This window comes from Variovorax sp. 01N425, assembly GCF_056399465.1.
Map to the genome: position 1 here is coordinate 330,489 of NZ_JBFTRJ010000002.1, position 26,951 is coordinate 357,439.

The 26,951-nt window shown below is 69.4% G+C and carries 21 protein-coding genes; 11 read left to right on the top strand and 10 right to left on the bottom strand.

All coding sequences use genetic code 11. From position 1 onward, the window contains the following. Positions 1-10: 10 nt before the first annotated feature. Positions 11-316, top strand: a complete 306-nt coding sequence (locus tag AC1DSC_RS04680; RefSeq protein ID WP_015867910.1) for a putative signal transducing protein — start codon at positions 11-13, stop codon at positions 314-316. 2 nt (positions 317-318) lie between these two features. On the opposite strand, the gene AC1DSC_RS04685 is transcribed toward AC1DSC_RS04680, so the two are convergent. The 4 genes from AC1DSC_RS04685 to purB form a co-directional block, all read right to left on the bottom strand. Beyond that, positions 319-879 carry a YaeQ family protein gene (locus AC1DSC_RS04685; protein WP_412512059.1) on the bottom strand — a complete coding sequence of 187 codons (561 nt, stop codon included), beginning with the start codon at positions 877-879 and terminating at the stop codon, positions 319-321. Between the two features lie 34 nt (positions 880-913). Then, on the bottom strand, positions 914-3,052 hold the full coding sequence (locus AC1DSC_RS04690; protein WP_436288313.1) for a TonB-dependent receptor family protein: 2,139 nt from the start codon (positions 3,050-3,052) through the stop codon (positions 914-916). Between the two features lie 78 nt (positions 3,053-3,130). Then, a complete protein-coding gene (locus AC1DSC_RS04695; protein WP_436288219.1) occupies positions 3,131-4,273 on the bottom strand; it encodes a PepSY-associated TM helix domain-containing protein in 1,143 nt (380 codons plus the stop codon). Between the two features lie 135 nt (positions 4,274-4,408). Further along, a complete protein-coding gene (purB, locus tag AC1DSC_RS04700; RefSeq protein ID WP_307593315.1) occupies positions 4,409-5,788 on the bottom strand; it encodes an adenylosuccinate lyase in 1,380 nt (459 codons plus the stop codon). A gap of 122 nt (positions 5,789-5,910) precedes the next feature. Between purB and AC1DSC_RS04705 the strand changes: the two genes are divergently transcribed. Beyond that, positions 5,911-6,522 (top strand): glutathione S-transferase N-terminal domain-containing protein, encoded by a 612-nt coding sequence (locus AC1DSC_RS04705; RefSeq protein ID WP_015867905.1) that lies wholly within the window; start codon positions 5,911-5,913, stop codon positions 6,520-6,522. Positions 6,523-6,811: 289 nt separating this feature from the next. Here the strand turns inward: AC1DSC_RS04705 and AC1DSC_RS04710 are convergent, their stop codons facing one another. After that, positions 6,812-7,429: a glutathione peroxidase gene (locus AC1DSC_RS04710; protein ID WP_436288218.1), complete on the bottom strand. Its 618-nt coding sequence runs from the start codon at positions 7,427-7,429 to the stop codon at positions 6,812-6,814. A 130-nt stretch (positions 7,430-7,559) separates the two neighbouring features. On the opposite strand from AC1DSC_RS04710, the gene AC1DSC_RS04715 reads away from it, so the two are divergent. The 3 genes from AC1DSC_RS04715 (at position 7,560) to AC1DSC_RS04725 (ending at position 9,895) form a co-directional block, all read left to right on the top strand. Next, on the top strand, positions 7,560-8,417 hold the full coding sequence (locus tag AC1DSC_RS04715) for a ferritin family protein (protein ID WP_015867903.1): 858 nt from the start codon (positions 7,560-7,562) through the stop codon (positions 8,415-8,417). Between the two features lie 40 nt (positions 8,418-8,457). Next, the gene (locus AC1DSC_RS04720; RefSeq protein WP_436288217.1) at positions 8,458-9,339 is read left to right on the top strand and encodes an RNA polymerase sigma-70 factor; all 882 of its coding nucleotides are present in this window, start codon (positions 8,458-8,460) and stop codon (positions 9,337-9,339) included. Positions 9,340-9,430: 91 nt separating this feature from the next. Next, entirely contained in the window at positions 9,431-9,895 is a 465-nt protein-coding gene (locus tag AC1DSC_RS04725; protein ID WP_307593317.1) for a carboxymuconolactone decarboxylase family protein, read from the top strand. Between the two features lie 9 nt (positions 9,896-9,904). Here AC1DSC_RS04725 and AC1DSC_RS04730 read toward each other — a convergent pair whose 3' ends face one another. Next, positions 9,905-11,080 carry a septal ring lytic transglycosylase RlpA family protein gene (locus AC1DSC_RS04730; protein ID WP_436288216.1) on the bottom strand — a complete coding sequence of 392 codons (1,176 nt, stop codon included), beginning with the start codon at positions 11,078-11,080 and terminating at the stop codon, positions 9,905-9,907. Further along, positions 11,073-13,868: a bifunctional [glutamate--ammonia ligase]-adenylyl-L-tyrosine phosphorylase/[glutamate--ammonia-ligase] adenylyltransferase gene (gene glnE / locus AC1DSC_RS04735; RefSeq protein WP_436288215.1), complete on the bottom strand. Its 2,796-nt coding sequence runs from the start codon at positions 13,866-13,868 to the stop codon at positions 11,073-11,075. Before glnE ends, AC1DSC_RS04730 begins: the two co-directional genes overlap by 8 nt. A 25-nt stretch (positions 13,869-13,893) precedes the next feature. On the opposite strand from glnE, the gene AC1DSC_RS04740 reads away from it, so the two are divergent. Genes AC1DSC_RS04740 through AC1DSC_RS04755 form a run of 4 tightly spaced genes read left to right on the top strand, consistent with a single transcriptional unit; the run spans position 13,894 to position 21,632 of the window. After that, positions 13,894-18,078 (top strand): YhdP family protein, encoded by a 4,185-nt coding sequence (locus AC1DSC_RS04740; protein ID WP_436288214.1) that lies wholly within the window; start codon positions 13,894-13,896, stop codon positions 18,076-18,078. A gap of 16 nt (positions 18,079-18,094) precedes the next feature. Further along, entirely contained in the window at positions 18,095-18,910 is an 816-nt protein-coding gene (locus AC1DSC_RS04745) for a carbon-nitrogen hydrolase family protein (protein ID WP_436288213.1), read from the top strand. Further along, positions 18,911-20,962, top strand: coding sequence for a two-component system sensor histidine kinase NtrB (locus AC1DSC_RS04750; protein ID WP_436288212.1), 2,052 nt, complete (start codon positions 18,911-18,913; stop codon positions 20,960-20,962). A 43-nt stretch (positions 20,963-21,005) separates the two neighbouring features. Further along, positions 21,006-21,632, top strand: a complete 627-nt coding sequence (locus AC1DSC_RS04755; protein WP_015867895.1) for a response regulator transcription factor — start codon at positions 21,006-21,008, stop codon at positions 21,630-21,632. A 116-nt stretch (positions 21,633-21,748) separates the two neighbouring features. Here AC1DSC_RS04755 and AC1DSC_RS04760 read toward each other — a convergent pair whose 3' ends face one another. From AC1DSC_RS04760 to AC1DSC_RS04770, 3 genes are all read right to left on the bottom strand, one after another. Further along, positions 21,749-22,312 (bottom strand): OmpA family protein, encoded by a 564-nt coding sequence (locus tag AC1DSC_RS04760; protein WP_278879237.1) that lies wholly within the window; start codon positions 22,310-22,312, stop codon positions 21,749-21,751. A 97-nt stretch (positions 22,313-22,409) separates the two neighbouring features. Then, a complete protein-coding gene (locus AC1DSC_RS04765; protein WP_015867893.1) occupies positions 22,410-23,069 on the bottom strand; it encodes a YiaD family glycine zipper/OmpA-like lipoprotein in 660 nt (219 codons plus the stop codon). A 197-nt stretch (positions 23,070-23,266) separates the two neighbouring features. Then, entirely contained in the window at positions 23,267-23,431 is a 165-nt protein-coding gene (locus tag AC1DSC_RS04770) for a hypothetical protein (protein WP_167313238.1), read from the bottom strand. Here AC1DSC_RS04770 and mltA point away from each other — a divergent pair. Next, positions 23,430-24,578: a murein transglycosylase A gene (gene mltA, locus AC1DSC_RS04775; protein ID WP_015867891.1), complete on the top strand. Its 1,149-nt coding sequence runs from the start codon at positions 23,430-23,432 to the stop codon at positions 24,576-24,578. The genes AC1DSC_RS04770 and mltA overlap by 2 nt on opposite strands. Before the next feature lie 109 nt (positions 24,579-24,687). Next, positions 24,688-26,949: a PhoX family protein gene (locus AC1DSC_RS04780; RefSeq protein ID WP_478131776.1), complete on the top strand. Its 2,262-nt coding sequence runs from the start codon at positions 24,688-24,690 to the stop codon at positions 26,947-26,949. Positions 26,950-26,951: the final 2 nt, after the last annotated feature.

Consider the following 26,951-nt stretch of genomic DNA (forward strand, 5'->3'; position numbering starts at 1 on the left):
AGGCCACCCCATGCGCCGCCTTGCCCAGGCTCCGAACCTCGCGATCGCCGCGCTGTGGGTGCATGCGCTGCGGGAGGAGGGCGTGGAGGCGACGGTGCAGCGCGAATACCTGGGCGCCGTCATGGGCCAGCTGCCGCCCGACCAGTGCCTGCCCGAGATCTGGATCGACGACGAAACCCAGTTCGAGCGCGCACAGCAGGTGCTGCATGCGGCCCAGCACCGGCCGCAGCGCAACTGGCAGTGCGCCTGCGGCGAGCGCATCGAAGGCGGCTTCGAGCAGTGCTGGCACTGCGGCGCGATGATGCCGGTGGCCTGAGGCTACTTCCAGCGCAGCAGTTCGACGTCGATGCTGTTCGTACCGTCGCCCAGCGTCAGCGTGTTTTCCTGGATCGTCGCCTGCAGCTGCATGCTGCGCTGCGCGAGCGCGGCCAGCGCCTGCGAGGCTTCCGTCGGCACCCGGTAGACCTGCAGGTTCTGCGGCCGCGTGAGCTTGTTCTCGATGCCGCGCCACCAGATCTCGGCGGCGTGGTTGAAGCAGTAGACGATCACCTCGTCCGCCTTGCCGCAGGCCTTGATGACGGGTTTGTCCTCGGGCTGGCCGACCTCGATCCACAGCTTGGTCTCGCCCGTGAAGTCGCGCAGCCAGACATCGGGCTCGTCCACGTTCGACAGGCCCGCGCCGAAGGCCAGCGTGCCGTCGCCGTTGCACACGTCCTGCAGCTTGTGCGCGTTGAGCGCGAGCGCGACGAGCCGGATCATCATCCGCTCGTCGGTCTCGCTCGGGTGGCGCGCCAGGGTCAGCGCATGGTCGGCGTAGTAGCCGTGGTCGATGTCGGCCACCGCGAGGGCGGCCTTGAAGATGGTGGATTTGAGGGCCATGGGTGCGCGAGTGTATGCGCCCCCACGGGCCGCGTCAGAACGCCACCGAGGCCTGCAGGTACACCGTGCGCGGCTGGCCCACGTACTTGCCGCCGTTGTTGTCGACCGAGCGGTTGTAGTAGCGGCGGTCGAACAGGTTCTTGATGCCGACGGCGAGCTTCAGGTGGCTCATCGAGGGGCCGAAATCGTACGCCGCGCGCAGGTTCATGGTGGCGTAGCCCGGAATGTTGCCGAGCCGGCCGGTCGAATCTTCCAGCGTGATGTACTGCGCGCCGTCGTCTGGCGAGCCCGGCGAGCGCTGCTTCGACTGCGCGTACACGTCGGCATTGAAGGTCCAGGGCCCGCGCTCGTAGCGCGCGCCGAGCGTGGCCACCTGGCGCGAGTAGAAGGGCAGGTCGCGGCCGGCAAAGGCCCCGGCCTTGGCAATCGCCTGCGTGTAGGTGTAGGTGGCCGACACCGACAGGCCCTTGAGCGAATCGCTCAGGCTGCCGAGCTGGTAGCGCAGCGCCGACTCCAGGCCGCGGTGCCGCGTGGCGCCCAGGTCGGTCCACTGGCCGACGTCGCCGGTGATGGAGCGGGCCAGCAGCAGTTCCTTGTCGAAGTTGATGTTGAACAGCGTGAGCTCGCCGCTCCAGGCCTCGCCCTTGTAGTGCGTGCCGATCTCGTAGGTCTTGGCCTTCTCGGGGTGCAGGCCGCTGGTGGACTGCGCGAGCTGCGCGTACTGCTGCGGCCCGAACGACACGCCGGCGTTCGCGAACACCGACCAGCGCTCGTTCATGCGGTAGAGCACCGACAGCGTCGGCAGCACTTCGTTGGAGTCGATCTTCGGGTAGTTCGCGCCGGTGACCCGGCCGTTCGCGAGCGTGAAGACGTCGTTGTGCGAGCGGATCGATTCGTAGCGCACGCCGGGCGTGACCGTCCAGTTGCCGAAGTCGATGCGGTCGTCGATGTAGACCGCATGGGCGGTGGTGCCGCCCTTGCTCGACTGGTAGGCCGGCTGGGCGAGCGCGTAGGCGTCGAAGCCCGGGCGCGGCTGGTAGTAGCCGCTGCGCGTCGCCACCTCGGAGGCCTCTTCCTTGAGGTAGCGCGCGCCGACGCTGATCTCCTGCACCACGCTGCCCGAGTCGATCAGGCGCGAGTAGCGGGGCTCGAGGGCGTAGGTCTTGTAGTTGCGCGGCGCGGAGGTCAGGCGCCGCCGGCCCGTGTTGGCACCGGTGCCTTCCTGCTCGAGGTAGCTGCTGCGGTAGGAGTCCGTGTAGTAGCTCAGCATCTCGAACTTGTTCACGCCGTCGTCGTGCGTGTACTTGACCGAGCCGTCGGTACGGCGTCCCGTGAATTCGTCGAACGGACGGTCCGACTGGAACGGGTCGGCCGCGAACTGCGCGGTGGTCAGCCCGCCCGGCATGCGGCCCTTGCCCTCGAAGTGATGCAGCGTCACCGCGATGTCGTCGGTCTTCGACAGGCGGTAGGCGCCCTTGAGCATCAGGTCGTCGATGCTGGTGTGGTCGTTGCTCCGGCGAAAGCCGTCGCCGTGCGTGCCCGAATAGAGCAGCGCCAGGCCCAGGCCGTTCTCGTTGGTGCCGCCCACGAACAGGCTGGGCGTGGTCTTGGTGCCGCCGCCGTGGCCCGCGCTTTCCACGCCCACGCTCACTTCGCCCGCGAACTGCTTGGGAATCGAGCGCGTCACGAAGTTGATGATGCCGCCCACGTTCTGCGGGCCGTAGCGCACCGAGCCCGCGCCGCGCACCACGTCGACCGCTTCCAGGCTGCCGAGCGACAGCGGTGCCAGCGACAGCTGCGGCTGGCCGTAGGGTGCATAGGCCAGCGGCACGCCGTCCAGCAGGATGGTCGAGCGCGGCGAGAGTCGCGAGGTGAGGCCGCGCACGCCCACGTTGAGCGAGATGTCGCTGCCGCCCGTGCCGTTGCTCTCCTGCACCTGCACGCCGGGAACCTGGCGCAGCGCCTCGCGCACGCTGGTGGCGCCGCTTTCCTGGATCTGCGTGCGCTCGATGATGCTGCGCGCGCCCGGGTGCTCGAGCACCTTGGTCTCGCTGGGCGTGCCGAGCCAGTCGCCGGTGACGGTCACCGCCTCCAGCGATTTCGCGCCGGACGCGGAACCGGCCGGCTCGGCTTCGGCCGCCAGGCTCTGGAAGCTGATGGGGAACAGCGCCATGACCAGTGCGGCGCACTTCTTTTGCTTGAACAAGGCTTCTCCTCGGATATCAATAAATCGAAAGCCGCGACGTCCCTCTCAGGAGGTCGTGCGGTTGTTGGCAAGGGCGATGTCGCGGGCCGCGGCGGCCACTGCGCGGCGCCGCCACCAGAGCCAGAGGCCGCTCAAGCCCAGCCCGCCGAGCGCCAGCCCGAGCAGCAGGGTGACCGCCTGGTGCACCGGCCCGCCCAGCACGCCGGTGTGCAGCGGGTAGATCACCACCACCGCGCCGTTGCCGGCGTCCAGGTCCTGCCAGCGGCGCACCGCCAGCACCTCGCCCGTGAGCGGATGCAGCCACACGGAGCTGATGCCGTTCGGATGCGGATCGTCGGCCAGCCGGAAGCGCACGCGCACCGGGCGGTTCGGCCTGGCCGGCACCTGCACGTAGCCGATCGGCTGGCCTGGGAACACGTTCTGTGCGCGGGCGACCAGTTTGTCGAGCGGGAGCCGCGGACCTGTTGTTGCGGCGCCCTTGGGAACCGCGGGCGGCTTGACCACCTCCTGGCCCATGGCGGCGGAAATGAAGCCGCCGAGCGGCCGCCAGGCCATGTAGGCGCCCGTGAAGACAGACACCGCGATCAGCAGCCCGAGCACCGCGCCGCCGGTGCGGTGCAGGTCGAACAGCCCGCGCAGCAGGCCGCGGTTCAGCGAGATGCGCAGCGACGGCGGCCAGCGCGCGGGCCACCAGAGCACGAGGCCGGTGACCAGCAGGAAAAGATAGGCCAGCGCCACGAACGCCAGGATGCCCTTGCCCGTGTCTTCCAGCAGCAGGCTGCTGTGCAGCTCGAAGAGCAGGTTGTAGGCGCCTTCGTGCGAGCCGCGCCGGCCTTGCTCCGCGCCGGTCGCGGGGTCGAGGTAGAGCGTGCCGTCCCAGGGCCCGCGTACGTACACCCAGAGCGTTTCGCCGGGGCTGCGCGGCGGGCGCAGCGTGAAGGTGGTGTCGGGGCCGAACTCGGCCGCGAGGCGCTGGCGCAGCGGTTCGAGCGGCAGCGCGGGCGTCCCCGTTCCCGCATCGGCCGCGCTGCGCGCGACGAAGAGCGCGGGATGCGCTTCGCGGTCGATCGGCAAGGCCACCACCAGCACGGCGCCAAGCAGGGCCGTGAGGGCCAGGACCGGACCGAGCGAAAGGCCGATCCAGCGGTGAATCTTGAGCCAGAGGCGTCTCAGGGATGCGCGCAGCATGGACAACAGGGGCGTCGAAAAAGCCCCGCCTGGTTGTTGGCTGGCGCGCCGCCGAGGGCGCGTTGGCTGAAAAGGGGGCGTGGCACGAAGAAAACAGCCGCCCTCGGGCGGCTGCTGCATCGGCGTGCGGGGAGGCTAGATTCTACTGGCGAGCTCCGCCGCCTTGCCCACGTAGCTCGCGGGCGTCATGGCCAGCAGGCGTTCCTTTTCCGCTTCGGGAATGTCGAGCGAGCGGATCAGGCCGTGCAGCGCCTCGGCCGTCACGGTTTTGCCGCGCGTCACTTCCTTGAGCTGCTCGTAGGCGCCCTGCACGCCAAAGCGGCGCATCACGGTCTGGATCGGCTCGGCCAACACTTCCCACGAGGCGTCGAGGTCTTCGGCCAGCGCTTCCTGGTTGAGCTCCAGCTTGCCCAGGCCCGTGGCCAGGCTCGCGTAGGCCAGCGTGGCATAGCCGAAGGCCACGCCGATGTTGCGCAGCACCGTGCTGTCGGTCAGGTCGCGCTGCCAGCGGCTGATCGGCAGCTTCTCGCTCAGGTGGCGCAGCACCGCGTTGGCCAGGCCCAGGTTGCCTTCGGCATTCTCGAAATCGATCGGGTTGACCTTGTGCGGCATGGTCGAGGAGCCGATCTCGCCCTTCTTGAGCCGCTGCTTGAAGTAGCCCAGGCTCACGTAGCCCCAGATGTCGCGCGAGAAGTCGATCAGGATGGTGTTGGCGCGCGCCACCGCGTCGAACAGCTCGGCCATGTAGTCGTGCGGCTCGATCTGGATGCTGTAGGGCTGGAAGCTCAGGCCCAGGCCGAGCGGCGCCGGCGTTTCGATGACCTTGCGGCTGAATGCCTCCCAGTCGAAATCGGGCCAGGCCGCCAGGTGGGCGTTGTAGTTGCCCACGGCGCCGTTCATCTTGCCGAGCAGCTGCACCGAGGCGATCTGCGCGCGCGCCTTCGAGAGCCGCACCGCCACGTTGGCGATTTCCTTGCCCACGGTGGTGGGGCTCGCGGTCTGGCCGTGCGTGCGCGACAGCATCGAGACGCCGGCGAACTGGTGCGCCATTTCGCGCAGCTTGGCAATCAGCCCGTCGATGGCCGGCAGCATGACCTTTTCGCGCGCGGCCTGGATCTGCAGCGCATGGCTGGTGTTGTTGATGTCTTCGCTGGTGCAGGCAAAGTGCACGAATTCGGCGGCGGCCAGCAGCTCGGGCCGGGCTTCGAACTTGGACTTGATCCAGTATTCGACCGCCTTGACGTCGTGGTTGGTGGTCTTCTCGATGTCCTTGATGGCCAGCGCGTCGGCCTCGGAGAAGTGCGAAACCAGCCCCAGCAGGTACTTGCGGGCGCCGCCCGTGAGCGGCTTGAATTCGGCAAAGCCGCAGTCCGACAGCGCGATGAACCACGCCACTTCGACCTGCACGCGCCGGTGCATGTAGCCCTGTTCGCTCATCAGCGGGCGCAAGGCCGCGAGTTTGGCCGCATAGCGGCCATCAAGTGGGGAGAGGGCGGAAACGGTGGAGAAGCTCATTCCCCGAATTTTAGGTGGCTTGGCGCCGATGCACGTTTGCCACGGATCGGGGGCCCGCTCTTTGGCCCTTCCCCTAAAATGACCATGAACAAACGTCATCAATGCAAGGGGAGAGAGCTTTCATGAAACTGATCGGATCGGCCGCCAGCCCTTATGTGCGCAAGGTGCGCGTGGTGCTGGCTGAAAAGCGTCTCGACTACCAGTTCGTGATCGAGGACGTCTGGGCGGCCGACACCACCATCGCGCACTCCAACCCCCTCGGGAAGGTGCCTTGCCTCATCATGGAAGGCGGCGACGCGATGTTCGATTCGCGCGTGATCGTCGAATACCTCGACACCCTGTCCCCCGTGGGCAAGCTGATCCCCCAGCAAGGCCGCGAGCGCGCCGAGGTCAAGACCTGGGAAGCGCTGGCCGACGGCGTCATGGACGCCGGCGTGCTCTGGCGCCTGGAAGCCACCTGGTCCGGCCGCAGCGACGGCGAGCGCAGCGCCGCCTGGATCGAGCGCCAGCGCGCCAAGGTCGAAGGCGGCATCGCCGCCATGGCCAAGGGGCTGGCCGACAAGCCCTTTTGCAGCGGCATCCACCTGAGCCTCTCGGACATCGCCGTGGGCTGTGCGCTGGGCTGGCTGGGGCTGCGCTTTCCCGAGATCGACTGGCGCAGCCAGCACACCAATCTGGCCAAGCTGTACGACAAGCTGATGCTGCGGCCCAGCTTCATCGACACCCAACCATGAAAAAAGGCGCCTCTGGCGCCTTTTTCGTTTCAGGGCGCCGGCATCTGCCGCGCCCCGCCCGTTGCGGGAAATACAAAAATGCTGCGAGGCGCCCCGACGCGAAGGAGGGAGGGAGGGAGGAGGAGAAGAATCGCCTCGGGATTTCGACCAGACTGGACGCCTGGAAGACCTCGCAACATGAAAACTGGAAGGCATGTGCTGCCCTCGTTCGTTATGAGCACAGTGTGCCAGCCCGGTTCCCCCTCCAGTGGTAAACGTTTGTGACCGTTAGTTCATGGTGGCAAGGCCCTCAGCCGCCCGCCGCGAGTTGGCTCTCGATGACCTTGACGAAGGCGCTCTCGTCGGGCGCCGTCATGCTGGACCAGGCCTGCACCACCTTGCCGTCGCGCCCGATCAGGTATTTGTAGAAATTCCACTTCGGCGTGGTGCCCGAGGCCAGCGCCAGCTGCTTGAACAGCGGGTTGGCATTGGCGCCGCGCACCGACGACTTCGCGAACATCGGAAATTTCACGCCGAAGGTGCTTTCGCAGAAATCGGCAATTTCCTTGTTCGAGCCCGATTCCTGTGCGAAATCGTTGGACGGAAAGCCCAGCACCACCAGCCCGCGCGCGCGGTATTTGCTGTCCAGCGCCTCCAGGCCCTTGTATTGCGGGGTAAAGCCGCAGAAGCTCGCGGTGTTCACCACCAGCACCACCTTGCCCGCGTACTGGCACAGCGATTGTGGTTTTTCATCCTGCAGCCGCGGGAAGGTGTGCTGCAGGGTGGACGGGCAGGCCGCAGCGGCGGTGCCGTCGGCCGGGGCGGATGGGGCGGCTGTGGGGCTGGGAGGCGAGCTGGGAGAGGGGGCCTGTGCGACCGCTGTGCCAGCGGCAAGAAGGCATGCGGCCAGGGCGGCAGGGATTCGCATAAAGGGGCTCCTGAAGACAAAAAAGTGTGCATTTCGCGCCATAAGACCGCGCTTATGCACACATCATCGCGCGTCTGTCATGGGTGCGCCAAACGAGCCGACTAAAATCGACGGCCTTAGAAAGACTTTGATGCTTTATCCGGAACTCTTCAGACAACTCGAATCTGTCCGCTGGGACATGGACAAGGACATTCCCTGGCAGTCGTTCGATGCTTCGCTGCTGTCCGAAGAGCAGGCGCAGACCATCAAGATGAACGCCATCACCGAGTGGGCGGCACTGCCGGCCACCGAGATGTTCCTGCGCGACAACCGCCACGATAGCGATTTTTCGGCTTTCATGTCGATCTGGTTCTTCGAGGAGCAGAAGCACTCGCTGGTGCTCATGGAGTACCTCAAGCGCTTCAGCCCCCAGCATGCGCCCACCGAGCAGGAGCTGCACGAAGTGCGCTTCGACTTCGACCCGGCCCCGCCGCTCGAAACCCTGATGCTGCATTTCTGCGGCGAAATCCGCCTCAACCACTGGTACCGCCGTGCCGCCCAGTGGCACACCGAGCCGGTCATCAAGCACATCTACACCACGCTGAGCCAGGACGAGGCCCGCCACGGCGGCGCCTACCTGCGCTACATGAAGCGCGCGATGGAAAAGTTCGGCGACGAGGCGCGCGCCGCGTTCACCAAGGTCGGCGTGCTGATGGCCAGCGCGCGGCGCACCGCCCAGGCGCTGCACCCGACCAACCTGCACGTCAACAAGGCGCTGTTCCCCAACGACACCATCCAGAGCCGCATGCCCGATCCCGACTGGCTCGAGCACTGGCTGGACAAGCAGATCAAGTTCGACGCGGTCTGGGAAAGCAAGGTCGGCGAGCGCATCCTGCACAACCTGAGCCTCCTGATGAACCGCAGCTTCAAGACGGTGCAGGAGCTCAACCGCTACCGCAAGGAACTGGCCGCCACGCTCGGCCCCAGGCCCGAGTACCAGGGCGCATAAGCGCCTGTCACAAACCCGGTGGGTCGCCCGTCTTGTGAGCATGGACGATCCCACCCTCGCCTTCAACAGCCACCGCGGCCGCCTGCAGGGCATTGCCTACCGCATGCTCGGCTCCGTCGCGGAAGCCGAAGAGGTGGTGCAGGACGCCTGGCTGCGCTGGCACGAGGCCGACAAGGCCGCCCTCGGTAGCGCCGAAGCCTGGCTGGTCACCGTCGTCACCCGTCTTTCGATCGACCGGCTGCGCGCGGCCAAGGTGCAGCGCGAGCACTACATCGGCGCCTGGATGCCCGAGCCCACGCTGACCGGCGGGCCGGACACCCCGGAGCAGCTGCTCGAACGCGCCGACAACATCTCCGTCGCCTTCCTGGCCGTGCTCGAGCGCCTGGCGCCCGAGGCGCGCGCCGCCTTCCTGCTGCGCGAAGTGTTTGACGCCGACTACGACGAGGTGGCCCGCACGCTCGGCAAGAGCGAAGCCGCCTGCCGGCAGCTGGTGCACCGCGCCAAGGCGCAGGTGCAGGAGGCGCGCCCGCGCTTCCAGGTGCCGCGCGAAATCCACCAGCGCCTGCTGCGCGCCTTTGCCGATGCGGCCGCACGCGGCAGCCTGCAGGAGCTGAAGGCGCTGATGGCGGAAGACGTGGAGCTCATCGGCGACGGCGGCGGCAAGGTGCAGAGCTTCAGCAAGGTCCTGCGCGGCAGCCAGCGGCTCGCGCAGCTGTACTTCGCGCTCTGGCGCCGCATGGGCGCCGCGGTGCGCATGGAACTGGTGGAGCTCAACGGCGAGCCGGGGCTGTTGCGCTTTCTGGATGGTGAGCTCGAATCGGCCCAGACCTTCGAGATCGAGGACGAGCGCATCGTGCGCGTGCGCGTGCAGCGCAATCCCGACAAGCTCGCGCGCATCGCGCAGCTCTATTCGCTGAAATAGTTTTCCGGCGGCGTGTCACAGGGCCGATGGCTGGCCCGTCTTCAACAGGTAGCAAGCAGATTTTTCATCTCAACCACCTGGAGTACGCGCCATGAGCACCACCACCCCTCGCCTCGCCTGGTTCAAGATCGCCCCCAAGGCCTTCCAGGCCATGATCGCCGTCAACGGCGCCATCGAATCGTCCAGCCTCGGCAAGGTGCTGATCGACCTCGTCTTTGCCCGCGTCTCGCAGATCAACGGCTGCGCCTACTGCCTCGACATGCACGTGCGCGACCTGCGCCAGCAGGGCGAGGACTGGCAGCGCATCAACAGCCTGGCCACCTGGCGCGAAGTGAGCTTCTTCAGCGAGCGCGAACGCGCGGCGCTGGACTGGGCCGAAACGCTGACGCGCCTGCCGGGCCACCACGAAGCCCGCGACGCCGAGTTCGAAGCGCTCCAGGCGCATTTCAGCGAACTCGAGATCGTCGAACTCTCGATCGCGATTGCGCAGATCAACGCGTGGAACCGCATGGGTGTGGGCATGCGCCTGCCGGTGGCAGCCAAGGCGATGCCCTGAGGCCTTGAATCAGCGGCGCTCGACCACCATCGGCGCGATGCGCAGGCTCTCGCGCAGCTGCGTGACGGCCTCGCCGGCTTCGCTGCGCGAGGCGAAGGGCCCGGCCTGCAGGCGATGCGTGCCGGCTTCGCTGAATACGCGCAGCTGCGGCGCCAGCGTGGGCAGTCCGCGCGCGGCCTGGCTGCGCAGGCTCTCGGCGCCATCGCGCTCGCGGAAGGCGCCGAGCTGCACCCAGAAGCCCGCGGCCGCGGCTGAAGGCGAGGAGGAGGGCGCGGAATCCTGCGATGCGGCGGCCCGCGGCGCCGGCGGTGGCGCGGCGAGCGGCGCCAGCGGCGGCAGCTCGGTGACCGTGATCGGCTGGCGCGGCGATGCGGCCTCCGGCTCGGGCGCCGGCGCGGCCTGCGCGATCCGGTCGTCGGGCGCCGTGGATGCCATGGGCGTTTGCGGCGCGACCGGCGTCGCCGAGGCCGGCGCTGCAGCGTTCATCGCCACCGGCGCCACCCAGGCCGAGGGCACGGCCACCGGTGCAGCCGCCACGCGCTGGGGCTGCGCCGGTGCAGGCGCCTGCGAGGCCGAGGCATAGGCCGTCCCCGCATCGCGCCGCCATGCGCCCGTGCGGATGTCCTCGTTCGTGATGCGCTCGATTTCCACCGGCGCGACGCCGCGCAGCAGGTCGAGCTTGAGCGCCGCCGTGTAGCTCAGGTCGATGATGCGGCCGTCGACGAAGGGCCCGCGGTCGTTCACCCGCACGATCACCTCGCGCCCGTTGGCCGGGTTGCGCACCCGCACGTAGCTGGGCAGCGGCAGCGTCTTGTGCGCGGCCGTCATGGCGTACATGTCGTAGGGCTCGCCGCTCGCGGTCGAGGCGCTGTGGAACTTGCGGCCGTACCACGAGGCAATGCCCGATTCGCGGAACGGCCGGTCGTCGGTGATCGGCTGGTAGGCCCGGCCCAGCACCGTGTAGGGCTTGCTGGTGCCGCCGCTGCCGCGGATGGCTTCGACGCGGGGCTCGGCGTCGGGCACGTGGTCCAGGTCGGACGGGATGTTGCTGCCCGGGCCGTCGCGGCCGCTCAGTGCGCCGCCGCCGCTGCGCGTGCCGCTCGCGCAGCCCGCAAGGAGGACGGCGACGGCCACCGCGCAGGCCGCCAGCGCGGGGGTGGAAAAGGAGAGTGCGCGCTCAGCCAAATACCGCCTTCCATAGCGCCAGCATGGCGTCGCGCTCGGCGGCCAGTGCGGGCGGGGTGACCTGGGTCGGTTCTTCGTTGAGGCGCGCGCGGTGCTGCACGCGGCGCAGTTCGCGGTAGGCCGCGGCGGCCTTCCGGCCAACGCCCTCGGGCAGCAGGCCGGCTTCTTCCGCGCGCACGAGCAGCGCGATGTTGCCGACGTTGGGAATCAGCTCCGGATGCTCGCCCGAGGCCGACAGCACCAGGAACTGCACCGCGAACTCGGCATCGACCATGCCGCCGGGGCTGTGCTTGACGTCGAAGCGATCGGCCTTCACCGGCCGTGCGCCGCGCAGCTTGTTGCGCATGGCGATGATCTCGGCCTTGAGCGCCTCGCGGTCGCGCGGCGCCACCAGCACGGCTTCGCGCACCTGGTCGAAGCGCGTGCCGAGTTCGGCGCTGCCGAGCACGAATCTTGCGCGGGTCATGGCCTGGTGCTCCCAGGTCCATGCGGTGTTGCTGCCGCGTCCGAGCTGGTAGCGCTCGTAGGCTTCGAAACTCGTGGTCAGCAGGCCCGAATTGCCGTTCGGCCTCAAGGCGGTGTCGATCTCGAACAGGTCGCCTTCGCGCGTCTTCACCGTGAGCCAGTTGATCAGCTTGCGCACGTAGGCCGCATAGACCTCGCCTGCGCGCTCGTCGTCGTCCTCGTAGACGAACACGATGTCGAGGTCGCTGCCGTAGCCCAGCTCCTTTCCTCCGAGCTTGCCGTAGCCGATGATGGCGAACTGCGGCAGCTCGCGGTGCCTGTTGCGCACGTGCGGCCAGCACCAATGGGCGGTCACGCGCAGCGTGATGTCGGCCAGCGCGCTCAGGTCGTCGGCCACCTGCTCCACCGTGAGCCGCCCGTCCACGTCGCGCGCCAGGGTGCGGAACACCTCGGCGTGATGGGCGTGGCGAAGCAGGTTCAGCAGGCGCTCCTCGTCGGCTTCGCCGGTGCGGCTGAGGGAGGTGTGGCGCGCCTCGAGCTCGCGCTCGAACTCGGCCGCCATGAAACGGCCCGAGAGCATTTCGTCGCTTGCGAGCTCGTCGATCACGCCCGGATGCTGCATCAGGTAGCGCGCCGGCCACTTCGCCGCGCCCAAAAGCCGCAGCAGCCGTTCCTGCACCGCGGGCCGCTCGACCAGCAGCGCCAGGTAGCTTTCGCGCCGCAAGAGCGGCTCGATCCAGTCGGCCCAGCGCAGGGCGGCATCGACATGGCGCGGCGTCTGGCCGGGGCCGTCGCCGTCGGGCTCCTTCAGCCATTGCCCGGTGCGCTGCACCAGCTGGCGCAGCCGTGCGCGCGTTTCCTCGCGCAGCGCCAGCACGCGGGGCTGCTCGCACCAGTTGCGGATGCGGTCGGCAAAGGCCGGCGGCAGGTCGCCGAGCAGGTCGGCCAGGTCGGCGGGGGCGGCGGCCTTCTTGCCGTTGCACTTGCCGTTGCAGGGTTTCTCGCCGCCGAGCAGCTTGTCGAACTCCTGCGCCACGAACTCGCGGTGCGTGTCGAGCTGCTCGAGGAAGGGGCAGCAGCCGGCGTAGCCCATGGTCTGCGCGATCCAGCGCAGGTCGTCGTCAGCCACCGGCAGCACGTGGGTCTGCTGGTCGTCCAGGTACTGGATGCGGTGCTCCACGCGGCGCAGGAATTCGTAGGCCGCAGCCAGGGTGTCGGCGGTTTCCTGCGGCATCAGGCCGGCGCGCGCGAGCCGCTGCAGGGCGTCGAGCGTGGGGCGGGTGCGCAGCTCAGGGAACTGGCCGCCGCGCACCACCTGCAGCAGCTGCACGGTGAATTCGATCTCGCGGATGCCGCCGCGCGAGAGCTTGACGTCGTTGGCGCGCTCGGGCCGCCCCGCGCTGCGCCGGGCCGACTGCTCGCGGATCTGCCGGTGCAGCGTGCGCAGCGAATCGAACACGCTGTAGTCCAGGTAGCGGCGGAACACGAAGGGCAGCACGGTGGCGCGCAGGCCCTGCGCAAGGCCGTCCGCAACGATGTCGCGCGGCGCGACCACCCGGCTCTTCATCCAGGCAAAGCGCTCCCACTCGCGGCCCTGCACCTGGAAATATTCCTCGAGCGCATCGAGCGACACCACGCTGGGCCCGGAGTTGCCGTTCGGCCGCAGCGCAAGATCGACGCGGAACACGAAGCCGTGCTCGGTGACGTCGCCCACCAGCGCATAGATGCGCTTCACGGCGCGCGAGAAATACTCCTGGTTGGAGAGACGGCCGCGGCCGTCGGCATCGCCGCGGGTCTCGCCGTCCAGGTCGTACAGGTAGATCAGGTCGATGTCGCTCGACACATTGAGCTCGCGCGCGCCGAGCTTGCCCATGCCCACCACCCAGAGCTGCGCGCGCTGGCCTTCGGGGCCGAGCGGCGCGCCATGCACCGCGTCGAGTTCCTGGCAGGCGTCGCGGCAGGCGACGTCGAGCGCGAATTCCGCGAGCTCGGTCACGGCGGTGGTCACCACGGCCAGCGGCGCGTTGGCGTCGCAATCGAGGGTGACCAGGCGTTCCATCACGAGCTGCCGCACAATGCGCAGCGCATCGCCGACGCCGTCCCCGCGTTCGCGCAGTGCCTCGTAGGCCTTCGACATCGACTCGCGCCGCGGCGCGCCAGGGGAAAGCAATGCAAGCTCGGCCGCATACCTGCGGCGCAGGCGCTGGACGAAGCGCGAATAGGAAGAGAACGCGACCTCGGTCGCTTCTGTCGATGGCGTGGCTGGCAACTGGTTCACACTGGTGTTGGTTTCCGTGGAACCCCTCTGAATGCTGGCGGTCATAATTCCGGACACAGCGCGATCCTCAATGAACGACACGGCGTCTTCCCCTTCACGTCTGCTCAAGATCACCGCTGCGACGGCGCGCTGGCTGCTGGGTTTACTGATCGCTGCATGGCTTCTGCTGGCACTGTCAGTGGTTGTCCTACACGCGTGGATTGTGCCGCGAATCGGCGATTACCGTGGCGCGCTCGAGGCACAAGCCAGCAAGGCCATCGGGGTACCCGTGCGCATCGGGTCGATCACGGCGCGTTCCGATAGTCTCTTTCCCGCCTTCGAATTGCGCGACGTGGTGCTGCACGACGCCCAGAAGCGGGAAGCCCTGCGCCTCGTGCGGGTGGTGGCCAGCGTGTCGCCGCGCTCGCTGTGGCGCCTCAATTTCGAGCAGCTCTACATCGAGGGGCCGCAGCTCGACGTGCGCCGCGACGTGCTCGGCAAGCTGCACGTCGCGGGCCTGCACATGGACACCGACACCACCGGAGAGACCCGCGCCGCCGACTGGTTTTTCGCCCAGCGCGAGCTGGTGGTCGAGGGCGGCACCGTGCGCTGGACCGACGAGCAGCGCCAGGCCGAGCCCCTGCTATTGACCGACGTGCGCTTCGTGGCGCGCAACACGGCCCGGCGCCACGGCCTCAGACTCGACGCCACGCCACCGGTCGGCTGGGGCGAGCGCTTCACGCTGCGCGGACAGTTCCGCCAGCCGCTGCTGTCGGTGCGCTCGGGCCGCTGGCAGACCTGGGACGGCCAGGTCTATGCCGACCTGCCCTACATGGACGTCACGCGCCTGGGCCGCTATGTCTCCCTCGACGCCCGCATCCGCGAAGGCAGCGGCGCGCTGCGCCTGTGGGCCGACGTGAAGCGGGGCCAAATCGTGGGCGGCGCGGCCGACCTCGGGCTCGACCGCATCGACGCCTCGCTGGGCCGGGGCCTGCAGCCGCTGGTGCTGCGCGCGGTGACCGGGCGGCTGGCCGGCCAGCTGGACGAGGAAAAGCTCGAGTTCTCGACCGCCGCCCTGCAGTTCGACACCGCCGACGGCATGCGCTGGCCCGGCGGCAACCTGTGGCTGCAGCACTCGCCCGCGCGCGGCCGCACGCCGGAGCAGGGCGCCTTGCGCGCCGACCGGCTCGACCTGGCCGCGCTGGCCCTCATTGCCGACCGGCTGCCGCTCGGCGATGCCACGCACCGCGTGCTCGACGCCTATGCGCCGCGCGGGCTGGTCGAGCGCATCGACCTGAACTGGCAAGGCTCGCTGGGCGCTCCCGAGCGCTACCAGGCCAAGGGGCGGGTCAGCGGCCTGCGCGTCGCCTCGCAGGCGGCAGCCCCGCCTGAAACCACCCCCGTCCCGCCAGCCACTGCAGCCCGACCCAGCAGCACCGCGCCGGCCACCCCGCGGCCGCATGCCGGCTCGCCGGGCCTGAGCGGTGCCACCGTCGAGTTCGACGCCAGCCAGGCCGGCGGCAGCGCCGCACTGTCGATGGCGCAGGGCACGCTCGAATTCCCGGGCGTGTTCGAGGAACCGGTCATTCCCATCGACCGGCTCGTGGCCCAATTGCAGTGGAAGCTCGACAAGGGCCATGCGCAGCTGCAGGTTTCCAAGCTGCGCTTCGCCAATGCCGACGCCGACGGCGAAGCCGAAGCCAGCTGGCGCACCAGCGATCCCGCCGTGTCCCGCGGGCAGTCGCTCTACCCCGGCGTGCTCGACCTGCAGGGCAAGCTGACCCGCGCCGACGGCACGCGCGTGTTCCGCTACCTGCCGCTCGAGATCCCCCAGCACACGCGCGACTACGTGCGCGATGCGGTCACCAAGGGCACCGCCAGCAGCGTCGACTTCCGCGTGCGCGGCGACCTGCACGACATGCCGTTCATGGACCCGAAGCAGGGCGAGTTCCGCATCGCGGCCAAGGTGGCCGACGTCAACTACGCCTATGTGCCGCCGGCCTCGGCGATTGCCGCGTCGACGGCATCCAAGGCGCCGGCCTCCGCGGCCCGCGCCGGCGCGCCGGCGCCCGTGTGGCCCGCGCTCACCGGGCTTTCGGGCGAGCTGGTGTTCGAGCGCGCGGGCATGCTGGTGCGCAATGCGCGCGGCCGGCTGGCCGGTGCCACCGGCATCGAGGTGAGCAAGGCCGAGGCGCAGATTGCCGACATGTCGCACCATGCCGCGCTGCTGCGCGTCGATGCCCAGGCCAAGGGCCCGCTCGCCGAACTGCTGCGCGTGGGCGCGCCGCTGGCCGGGGAAACCGGCGAGGTGCTGTCCCGCGTGCGCGCCACCGGCACGGCCGACTACCGCCTGCACCTCGAACTGCCGCTGGCCGCACTCGAGGCGGCCAAGGTCCAGGCCAGCATCGCGCTCACCGACAACGAGCTGCAGCTGGTGCCCGAGGCGCCGTCCTTCGCCCATGCGAAGGGCGTCGTCGGCTTCACCGAAACGGGGTTTTCGCTGGCCGGCGTCAGCGCCAGGCTGCTGGGCGGCGAGGTCCGCGTCGAAGGCCGCGGCCGCTTTGCCGGGCCCGGCCGCGAGGTGGCGTTGAAGGCGCAGGGCACCGCCACGGCCGAGGGCCTGCGCGCGGCGCGCGAGGCCGAGTGGCTCGCGCGCATCGCGGCCAAGGCGAGCGGCAGCACGCCCTATGCGGCCACCTTCTCGATGCGCGACGGCGCGCCGGAGTTCTTGCTCACCAGCACGCTGCAGGGCCTGGCGCTGCAGCTGCCCGCACCGCTCGTGAAGGCGGCGGACGAACAGATGCCGCTGCGCATCGAGAAGAAGGTGCTGCAGCGCGAGACCCGCGCGGGCGCCGCCGTCGCCGTGCAGGACCAGCTCTCGATGGAGCTCGGCCGCATCGGCGCCGCCCAGTATGTGCGCGACATCTCCGGCGCCGAGGCGCGCGTGCTGCGCGGCAGCATCGGCATCGGCCTTGCGCCGGGCGAGGCCGCCCCGGTGCCCGACAAGGGCGTGCTGGCCAACGTCAACGTCGCGAAGCTCGACATGCCCGCATGGCAGGCGCTGGTCGGCGACACCGCAAGCAGCGCGCCCGAAGCGGCGGGCGGTGCCGAGCGGCCCGAAGACGCGGCCACGGGCTACCTGCCCACGCGCATCGCGGTGCGGGCGCAGGAGCTCGTCATCGCGGGGCGCACGCTGCACAACGTGGTGCTCGGCGGCACGCGCGACGGCGCTCTCTGGCGCGCCAACATCGACGCCACCGAACTCAGCGGCTACGCCGAATACCGCCACACCCAGGCCGGGCGGCTCTATGCGCGGCTCGCGCGGCTCAAGATCGCGCCCACCGAAGCCAGGCAGGTCGAAACCCTGCTCGACGAGCAGCCGGGCACGCTGCCCGCGCTCGACATCGTCATCGACGACTTCGAGCTGCTGGGCAAGCGCCTGGGCCGCGCCGAGATCGACGCCGTCAACCGCGGCGGCGCGGGCCGCGAATGGCTGCTCAACAAGTTGAGCTTCACCATGCCCGAGGCCAGTTTCTCGGCCAAGGGCACCTGGGCCGCCGCGCCGGGCGGCACCCCCGGGCGCGCAGAGCAGCGCCGCACGGCCATGACCTTCAAGCTGGACATCGCCGATGCCGGCGACCTGCTCACGCGCTTCGGCATGTCCGGTGTGCTGCGGCGCGGCAGCGGGCGGCTCGAAGGCGACGTCAACTGGCGCGGCTCGCCGTTCTCGCTCGACTATCCGAGCCTGGGCGGGCAGCTCCAGGTCAACGTCGAATCGGGCCAGTTCCTCAAGGCCGACCCGGGGCTGGCCAAGCTGCTCGGCGTGCTGAGCCTGCAGGCGCTGCCGCGCCGGCTCACGCTGGATTTTCGCGATGTCTTCAGCCAGGGCTTCGCCTTCGACTTCATCCGCGGCGACGCAAAAATCCACAACGGCATCGCCAGCACCAACAACCTGCAGATGAAGGGCGTCAACGCGGGCGCGCTGATGGACGGCTCGGCCGACATCGTGCGCGAAACGCAGGACCTGCGCGTGGTGGTGGTGCCCGAGATCAACGCCGGCACCGCCGCGCTGGTGGCCACCGCGATCAATCCCGCGATCGGCCTGGGCACCTTCCTCGCGCAGTGGGTGCTGAGCAAGCCGCTCGCGGCCGCGGCCACGCAGGAGTTCCATATCCAAGGCACCTGGGCCGACCCCAAAATAGCCAAGGTGCCACGATCCATCCTGCCGAACGTGCCCGGCGCTGCCGCGGTGCCGCCCGGCGGCCAGGGCAAGTGAAAACGGAGACCACGCCATGAAAGTCGCAGCCATCCAGATGGTGTCGGCCATCGCCCGCGAAGCCAACCTCGCGCGCGCCCACGGCCTGCTCGCGCAAGCCGCCGCGACCGGCGCCGAGCTGGCGGTGCTGCCCGAGTATTTCTGCATGATGGGCGCGCGCGATACCGACAAGCTCGGCCTGCGCGAGACCGCCGGCGCGGGCACCGTGCAGGGCTTTCTGGCCGATGCGGCGCGCGAGTTCGGGCTCTGGATCGTGGGCGGCACGCTGCCCATCGAAAGCGGCGACGCCGAGCACGTGTTCAACAGCTCGCTGTGCTATTCGCCCGACGGCCAGTGCGTGGCGCGCTACGACAAGATCCATCTCTTTTTCTTCGACAACGGCAGCGAGCGCTACGACGAGCGCCGCGTCATCGCGCCGGGCGCCGAGCCCGTGATGTTCGAGTTGCCCTCGCGCGACGGCCACCGCTGGCGCGTGGGCATGAGCGTGTGCTACGACCTGCGCTTTCCCGAGCTGTACCGCGCGCTCGCCAAGCGCGGCGCCGAGCTGCTGCTGGTGCCCAGTGCCTTCACCCGCACCACGGGCGCCGCGCACTGGGAGGTGCTGCTGCGCGCGCGGGCCATCGAGAACCTGGCCTGGGTGGTGGCGCCCGCGCAGGGCGGCACGCACGAGAACGGCCGCCACACCTGGGGCCAGTCGATGGTGGTCGATCCCTGGGGCACGGTGGTGGCGCAGCAGGCGAGCGAAGAAGGCGTGGTGCTGTTCGACCTGGACGCCGGGCAGATCGAGCGCGTGCGCGCGCAGCTGCCCGTGCTCTCGCACTGCGTGCTCTAGATGCAGGAGGCCGCCCTGACTGTCGCACCGCCGCGGTGGGCACTGTCGGCGTTTGCGCGGCTGCGCTCGCTGTGGCAGCGCTGGTTCCTGTGGCTGATCCTGGCCGTGCTGGTGTCGGCGCTGCTGGTCACCGTGGTGTGGCTCGCGGGCCGGCACGAGGTCGAGCAGGTGCAGGCCACGCTCGACCGCGACACCGCCGATGCGGTTTCGGACCTTCGCATCGGCCTGCAGCGCAACGCCCAGAGCCTGCGCGCCACCCAGGCCCCGGGCCTGGACCGCACGCATTGGCCCGAAGCCGCGGCCTCGCTGCTGCGCGAGCACCGCGAATGGCTCCGGCTCGAATGGCGCGACGCCGCGCTGCGGCCACTCGAAGCGGTGAACACGCCCTACCGCATGCGGCTGATCGCCGACGAGAGCCGCGGCGCCGACCAGTCCGACGTGGGGCTCGCCTGCGCGGCCGCGCGCAAGCTGGGTGCGCCGGCCTATTCGCCGAGCCACTACGTGCCGATCCTCGGCGGAGGCGGCGTCGAGGTGATGGAACTGTGCGTGCCGATCGATGCGGGCGGCTTCCTGGTGGCGAGCTACTCGCTGCGCGACACGCTGATCGAGCTGGTCGGCCCCACGCTCACGCGCGGCCAGGAAGTGGCCTTCACCGAGGCCGACGGCACGCGCCTGGTGGCGCTCGGCACCTCGCGCCGCACCGGGACGCGCGTCTTCACCTCGCAGCAGCTGATCGACCTGCCCGGCGCCGCGCTGATGCTGCGCGTGGACGGCTGGCGCGCTGCGCCCGATCTTTTTCCGAACGTGCTGACGGCGCTGGTCACGGCGATTTCGATCGCGCTGGTGTCGGTGCTGGTGCTGCTGGCGCGCGACACGCGCCGCCGGCTGCGCGCCGAACGCGACCTGGCCGATGCGCTGGCCTTCCGCAAGGCGATGGAAGACTCGGTCATCACCGGCCTGCGCGCGCGCGACCTGCAGGGGCGCATCACCTACGTGAACCCCGCGTTCTGCGAAATGGTCGGCTTCAGCCCCGAAGAGCTGATGGCCGGCAGCGGCGAAGACATCGAGGCGCCCTATTGGCCCACCGAGCTGGCGCACGAATACCAGCAGCGGCAGGCCCGCCGGCTGGCCGGCGGCATGCCGCCGCGCGAGGGCTTCGAGTCGGTCTTCATGCGCAAGGACGGCACGCGCTTTCCGGTGCTCATCTTCGAGGCCCCGCTGATCAACGCGCACCGCGTGCAGACCGGCTGGATGAGCGCCTTCATCGACATCAGCGAGCAGCGCCGCATCGAGGAGCTCTCGCGCGCCAGCCAGGAGCGGCTGCAGGCCAGCGCGCGGCTTGCCACGGTGGGCGAGATGGCCTCGCTGCTGAGCCACGAACTCACGCAGCCGCTGGCCGCCATTGCCAGCTATGCGACCGGCTCGCTCAACATGCTCGGGCCGCACGCCAAGGGCGAGCAGGCTGAGGTGGCCATGGCGGTGCGGCGCATTGCAGAGCAGGCCGACCGCGCCGGCCAGGTGATCCGCAGCGTGCACGACTTCGTGCGTCGCCGCGACCGCACGCGCGAGGCGGTGGCGCCGCAGGCGCTGATCGATGCGGTGCTGCCGCTGGTGCGGCTGCAGGCGCGCAAGCTCGGCGTGAGCATCGAGGTGGTGCTCGAAGACCGCTTGCCTCCGGCCGTGTGCGACCGCACGCTGGTCGAGCAGGTGCTGCTGAACCTCGCGCGCAATGCCATGCAGGCCATGGACACGCCGGAACACCGGGGCGAGCGCGTGCTGCGGCTGCGCGTGTCGCGCGTCGTCGCGGTCGGCGGCCCGGGCGCGGAGGATGCCCGCCGCTGGCTGGAGTTTGCCGTGGCCGACCTGGGCTGCGGCATCAGCGAAGAGGTGGCGGGCCGCCTCTTCACGCCTTTCTTCACCACGCGCGCCGACGGCATGGGCCTGGGCCTGAGCCTGTGCCGCACCGTGGTGGAGCAGCATGGCGGGGTGCTGGTGTTCGAGCCCAACCGGCCGCGCGGCACCGTGTTCCGGTTTACCCTGCCGAGTACATGATCAACCCCCGCGCTTTTGTGCCCGTTTCTGGAATCGACATGACATGCAACCGCTGATCGACGGCCTGATCTTCATCGTGGACGACGACGCCAGCGTGCGCGAGGCGCTGGCCTGGCTGCTGCGCTCGCGCCGCCTCGAAAGCGAGCACTTCGCGAGCGCCGAGGCCTTCGAGCTGCGCCTGGCCGAAGGCCCGCTGCCCGACCAGCCGCTGTGCCTGCTGCTGGACGTGCGCATGCCCGGCACCAGCGGCCTGGTGCTGTTCGACCGGCTCGCCGAGCGCGGCCTGCTGGACGCCATGCCGGTGATCTTCCTGACCGGCCATGCCGACGTGCCCACGGCCGTGGATGCGGTGAAGCGCGGCGCCTTCGACTTCTGCGAGAAGCCGTTCTCCGACAACGCCCTGGTCGACCGCATCGAGCAGGCGCTGGGCGCTTCGCTGCGGGCGCTGGAGGTGCGGCGCGTGCGGCGCAGCCTGGCCGGCCGCGTCGCCGAACTGACCGAGCGCGAGCGCGACGTGATGCGGCTCGTGGTCGAGGGCCTGCCGAACAAGCTGATCGCCGATCAGCTGGCCATCAGCGTGCGCACGGTGGAGGTCCACCGCGCACGCGTGTTCGACAAGATGGAAGTGAAATCGGCGGTCGAGCTGGCCAACCGCCTGCGAGACCTCTAGCTGTCACGAGCTTCGGTCTTTTGTGTGAACACCGCGGAACCGGCTTTGCCGGGCCGCTGGTGTTGCCCCCTGGAAGGGGGTTGGCGAAGCGACACGAAGTGCGCGAAGACTGGGGGTCAGCTTTTCTCCGCGACGAAGATCTCGACGCGGCGGTTCTGGGCCCGGCCGGCCGGCGTGGCGTTGTCGGCGATCGGCTCGCGCGAGCCGCGGCCGTCGGTGGTGATGGCCGTGGTCGAGACGCCGCGGCTCACCAGGTGGTTGCGCACGCTGTCGGCGCGGCTCACCGAGAGGCGCTCGTTGCCTTCCTCGCTGCCGGTGTTGTCGGTATGGCCCACCACGCGCACGCTGGCCGCGGCCGCGCTGCGCAGGCCTTCGGCCACCTTGTCGAGCACCTGCGCCAGGTTGCGCTTGACGTTGGCGCGGCCCACGTCGAACGACAGTTCATTGGGAACCACGAGATGCAGCTGGTTGTCCGCGGTCTGCTCGATCACCACGCCCGTGCCCTTGGTGGAACTTTCCAGCTCGGTCTTGAGCGCCGCCAGGCGCGCAGTCCAGCTGTTGGCCGGTGCAGCCGCCTGGGCGGCCGGCGCGGCGGCCGATCCTGGCGCGGGCGATTGCGAGGCGCACCCCGCAACGAACAATGCGGCCGCAGCCGCACCCGAAACAACAAGCTTCCTCATGAGTTTTCCCTCTTTGTGAACATGAAACGATGACGATGGGCGCCGGCCGCTCCCGCACGGCCGGCTTTGTTTTTATTTACTGCATCAGCCGATCCGGTCAGCCCCGCGGCGCGCGCTCGCCCACGTAGATCTCGACGCGGCGGTTCTGCGCCCGGCCGGCATCGCTGTTGTTGTTGGCGATCGGTTCGTGCGAGCCGCGGCCTTCGATGCGGAAGGCGGCGGCGCTCACGCCGCGCGCCACCAGGTAGTCGCGCGTGCTGGCGGCGCGGTCGACCGACAGCGGGTTGTTGATGGCGTCCGAACCGGTGTTGTCGGTGTGGCCGATGATGCGCACCTCGGCGTTCGGGTTGTTGCGCAGGCCGCTCGCGAACTGGTCGAGCACCGGAGCGAAGTTGGACTTGATGTTGGAGCGGCCCACGTCGAAGGAGACGTCGCTCGGGATCTGCAGCTTGAGCTCGTTGTTCGGGGTTTGGGTCACGGCCACGCCGGTGCCCTGGGTGGCGGCTTCCATCTGGCGCTTCTGGTTTTCCATGCGCTGCGACCACAGGTAGCCGCCGAGCGCGCCGGCTGCGGCGCCGACCACGGCACCCGTGCCGATGGCGCCGCGGTTGCCGCCGGTGGCGGAGCCGATGGCGGCGCCGCCGAGCGCGCCGATGCCGGCGCCGATGCCGGTGTTGCGCTGGGTGTCGGTCATGCCGCCGGCGCAGCCGGACAGGACGAGGGCGGCAGCGGTGGTGGCGAGTACAAACTTTTTCATGGCAATCCCTTTCAAGGTTGAATCAGGCGGGCCACAGCTTAGCCTCGGCGAGCATGCGATGGTACGGCCTTCCCAACTTGCAGGAAAGAGGAAAACTTTCTGCAAAGGCCCGTGTTTGCTGCGATGATTGCTACTAAAGTAATAGCTATTGGGCTGTTCTCCGACATTCCGCTGCGGTCCCGGGCTACGCAAGGAATTCACGCTTCGGGCGGGAGATTCTTCTTTTCGTTGGCTCCCTTGCCATCGGCGGCCTCGTCGTCGTCGTGCAGCTCGCCTTTTTTTCGACCGGAAAACATGGTCCACCAGACGATCAAGATGAACACGAGCCCGGCCCCGAGGGCTTCAAGCAAAATCAAACCCATGAGAAATGGACTCCAGTGGCTGGTTGGGCTCGCGATCGTAGCAACGCTGGCCGGCTGCTCGGTCGCCCCGCGTGCGCCCGACACCCCGGCCCGGCCGGCCGCCACGCCGCCGCGCGAGCTCGGACCGCTGACCGGTTCGCTCGCGCATCCCAAGAGCCGGTGGGTGCCGGTCGGCTGGTCGGAGCTGCCGGGTTTCGGCGACGACCCGCTGCACGAAGCCTGGATTGCGCTGCTGGCCAACTGCGCGCGGCCCAACGCCGCCTTTGCGCCGCTGTGCCGCGAGGTGCGCCAGCTGGCCATCGCCACGCCCGAGGAGCAGCGCCAGTGGATGACCGAGCGGCTGCAGCCCTACCGCGTCGAGTCGCTTGCGGGCTCGAGCGAAGGCAAGCTCACGAGCTACTACGAGCCGGTGTACGAGGCCTCGCGCGTGCCCACCGCCGCCTTCAACATTCCGATCTACCAGGCGCCCGACGGCCTGGTGCCGCGCCGGCCCTGGTACACCCGCCAGGAGATCGAAACCCTGCCCGAAGCCCAGGCCGCGCTGCGCGGCCGCGAGATCGCCTGGATGGCCGACCCGATCGACGCGCTGATGCTGCACATCCAGGGCTCGGGGCGCCTTCGCATCACCGAGGCCAACGGCGTGCAGCGCACCGTGCGCGTGGCGTACTCGGCCACCAACGAGCAGCCGTACAAGAGCGTGCAGCAATGGCTGATCGGCCAGGGGGTGACCAAGATCGGCAAGTGGCCCGACGACACCAAGGCCTGGGCCGCGCAAAACCCGCAGCGCGTGACGCAGCTGCTGTGGAGCAATCCGCGCTACGTGTTCTTCCGCGAGGAGACCATGAGCGAGCTCGATGCGGCCTTTGGCCCGCGCGGGGCGCAGGGCGTGCCGCTGACGGCCGGGCGCTCCATTGCGGTCGACCGCGACAGCATTCCGTACGGCACGCCGGTCTGGCTCGCGTCGAGCGGGCCGGCGGCGCAGCTGCAGAAGCTGGTGGTGGCGCAGGACACCGGCAGCGCCATCGTCGGCGCGGTGCGCGCGGACTACTTTGCCGGCACCGGCGCCGATGCGGGCCGCCTGGCCGCCAGCATGAACCAGCCGCTGCGCCTGTGGGCGCTGTGGCCGCGGCAAACGCCGGCGCCCTGAGCGCCAAGCAGATGCGCCTGACCGCGGGCTGAGCGTTTCACGCGGGTGTCATGCGAATTGCCTAACTTCGCGGGTTGATTTCCTTTTCAACCCACGAAAGCGATTGCGCATGACCGCAAACACCCGTACCGACGCCAACGGCATCGATCTTGACGACGTTGGCACCAATCCCACTGCGAACCCCTCCTTCACCGACCTGATCGCTTCGCGCCTCAGCCGTCGCCATCTGTTCGGCCTGGGCGTCGGCACTGCCGGCACCGCGCTGCTGCAGGCGTGCGGCGGCGGTGGCGGCGGCGGCACGGCTTTCCCGATCATTCCGCCCGCACCGGCACCCGCTCCCGCTCCGGCGCCTGCACCGACCCCCGCGCCGGCGCCCACGCCGATGAAGCTCGGCTTCAATGCCGTGGCCAAGGGCCTGGCCGACGTGGTCACCGTGCCCGCCGGCTACACCGCCAGCGTGCTCTATCGCCTGGGCGACCCGATCGCTGCGGGCGTGGCGGCCTACAAGAACGACGGCACCGACGATCCGGCCACCTATGACCGGCGCGCCGGCGACCACCACGACGGCATGACCTTCTTCGGCATGAACGCGTCGAACAAGTGGGACGCCGCCAGCGCCGCGCGCGGCCTGCTCGTGATGAACCACGAAGCCATCACGCCGCTGTTCCTGCACCCCGCCGGCCAGACCATCAGCGGCACCGGCAATGCGGCGGTGCGCACCTCCGCCGACGAAGTGCTGCGCGAGTTCTACCTGCACGGCGTGAGCGTGATCGAGATCAACAAGAGCGGCAGCGCCTGGAGCTACAAGCAGGACTCGAGCTTCAACCGCCGCGTCCACACGCTGACCGAAATGGCGTTCTCGGGCCCGGCCGCCAAGACCGACTACCTGAAGACCAAGTACTCGACCGACGGCAGCAAGACCCGCGGCACGCTCAACAACTGCGCCAACGGCACCACGCCCTGGGGCACCTACCTGACCTGCGAAGAAAACTGGGCCGGCTATTTCCGCCGCATCAAGGCCACCGACGACCCCAGCCGCACGGCGAAGGAAATTGCAGCGTTCACCCGCTACGGCGTGGCCAGCACCGGCCGCGAGCTCTGGGCCACCGTCACGCCCGACACGGCCGACAACCTCTATGGCCGCTGGAACGCCCAGGTGGTCGGCGCCACCGCCACCGACGACTTCCGCAACGGCGCCAACACCTACGGCTGGGTGGTCGAGATCGATCCCTTCAATCCCGCGAGCACCCCCAAGAAGCGCACCGCGCTCGGCCGCTTCGGCCATGAAGGCGCCTGCCTCGGCCCGGTCGTGGTCGGCAAGCCGCTGGTCTGGTACATGGGCGACGACTCGCGCAACGAGTACATCTACAAGTTCGTCTCGACGAAGAACTGGGATGCGGCCGACGTGGGCGGCGGCACCGCGGCGGGCGACAAGTACATGGACGACGGCCGCCTCTACGTGGCCAGGTTCAACGCCGACGGCACCGGCGCGTGGCTCGAGCTGAAGCTCGGCGTGAACGGCATCACCGCGAGCAATCCGGCCTACGCCTTTGCCGACGCGGCCGACGTGGTGGTCAACGCGCGCCTGGCCGCCGACGCCGCCGGCGCCACCAGGATGGACCGCCCCGAGTGGACGGCCGTCAACCCGAAGACCGGCGAGGTCTACGTCACCCTCACCAACACCAACGCCGCCTCGCGCCCCATCACCGCCACCGATGGCGCCAACCCGCGCTTCTACAACGACCCCAAGGGCCCCACCGCCACCGCGCAGACCGGCAACCCCAACGGCCACATCGTGCGCTTTGCGGACGAGGGCGGCGACCCCGCCGCGCTGGCCTTCACGTGGGACGTGTACCTGTTCGGCGCGCGCGCCACCGCCTCGGCCGACATCAACGTGTCGCAACTGAGCGCCGACAACGACTTCTCCAGCCCCGACGGCATGTGGTTCAGCCACGCCACCGCCGGCCTGCTCTGGCTGGAGACCGACGACGGCGCCTACACCGACGTCACCAACTGCATGCTGCTGGCCGCGCTGCCGGGCAAGGTCGGCGACGGCGGCGCCAGGACCATCACCAACGTCGACGGCGCCACCACGCGCACGCAGGACACCTTCGTGGGCAAGGCGCCCGGCGCCGACGGCCTGCGCCGCTTCCTGGTCGGCCCGAAGGATTGCGAGATCACCGGCATTGCCGAGTCGGGCGACGGCCGCGCGCTGTTCGTGAACATCCAGCATCCGGGCGAAACCACTCCCGCGGCGAGCATCGGCGACCCGACCAAGTTCGGCAGCCACTGGCCCGAAGGCGGCAGCGCCCGCCCGCGCTCGGCCACGGTGGTCATCACCAAGGACGACGGCGGCCTGATCGGCCTCTGATC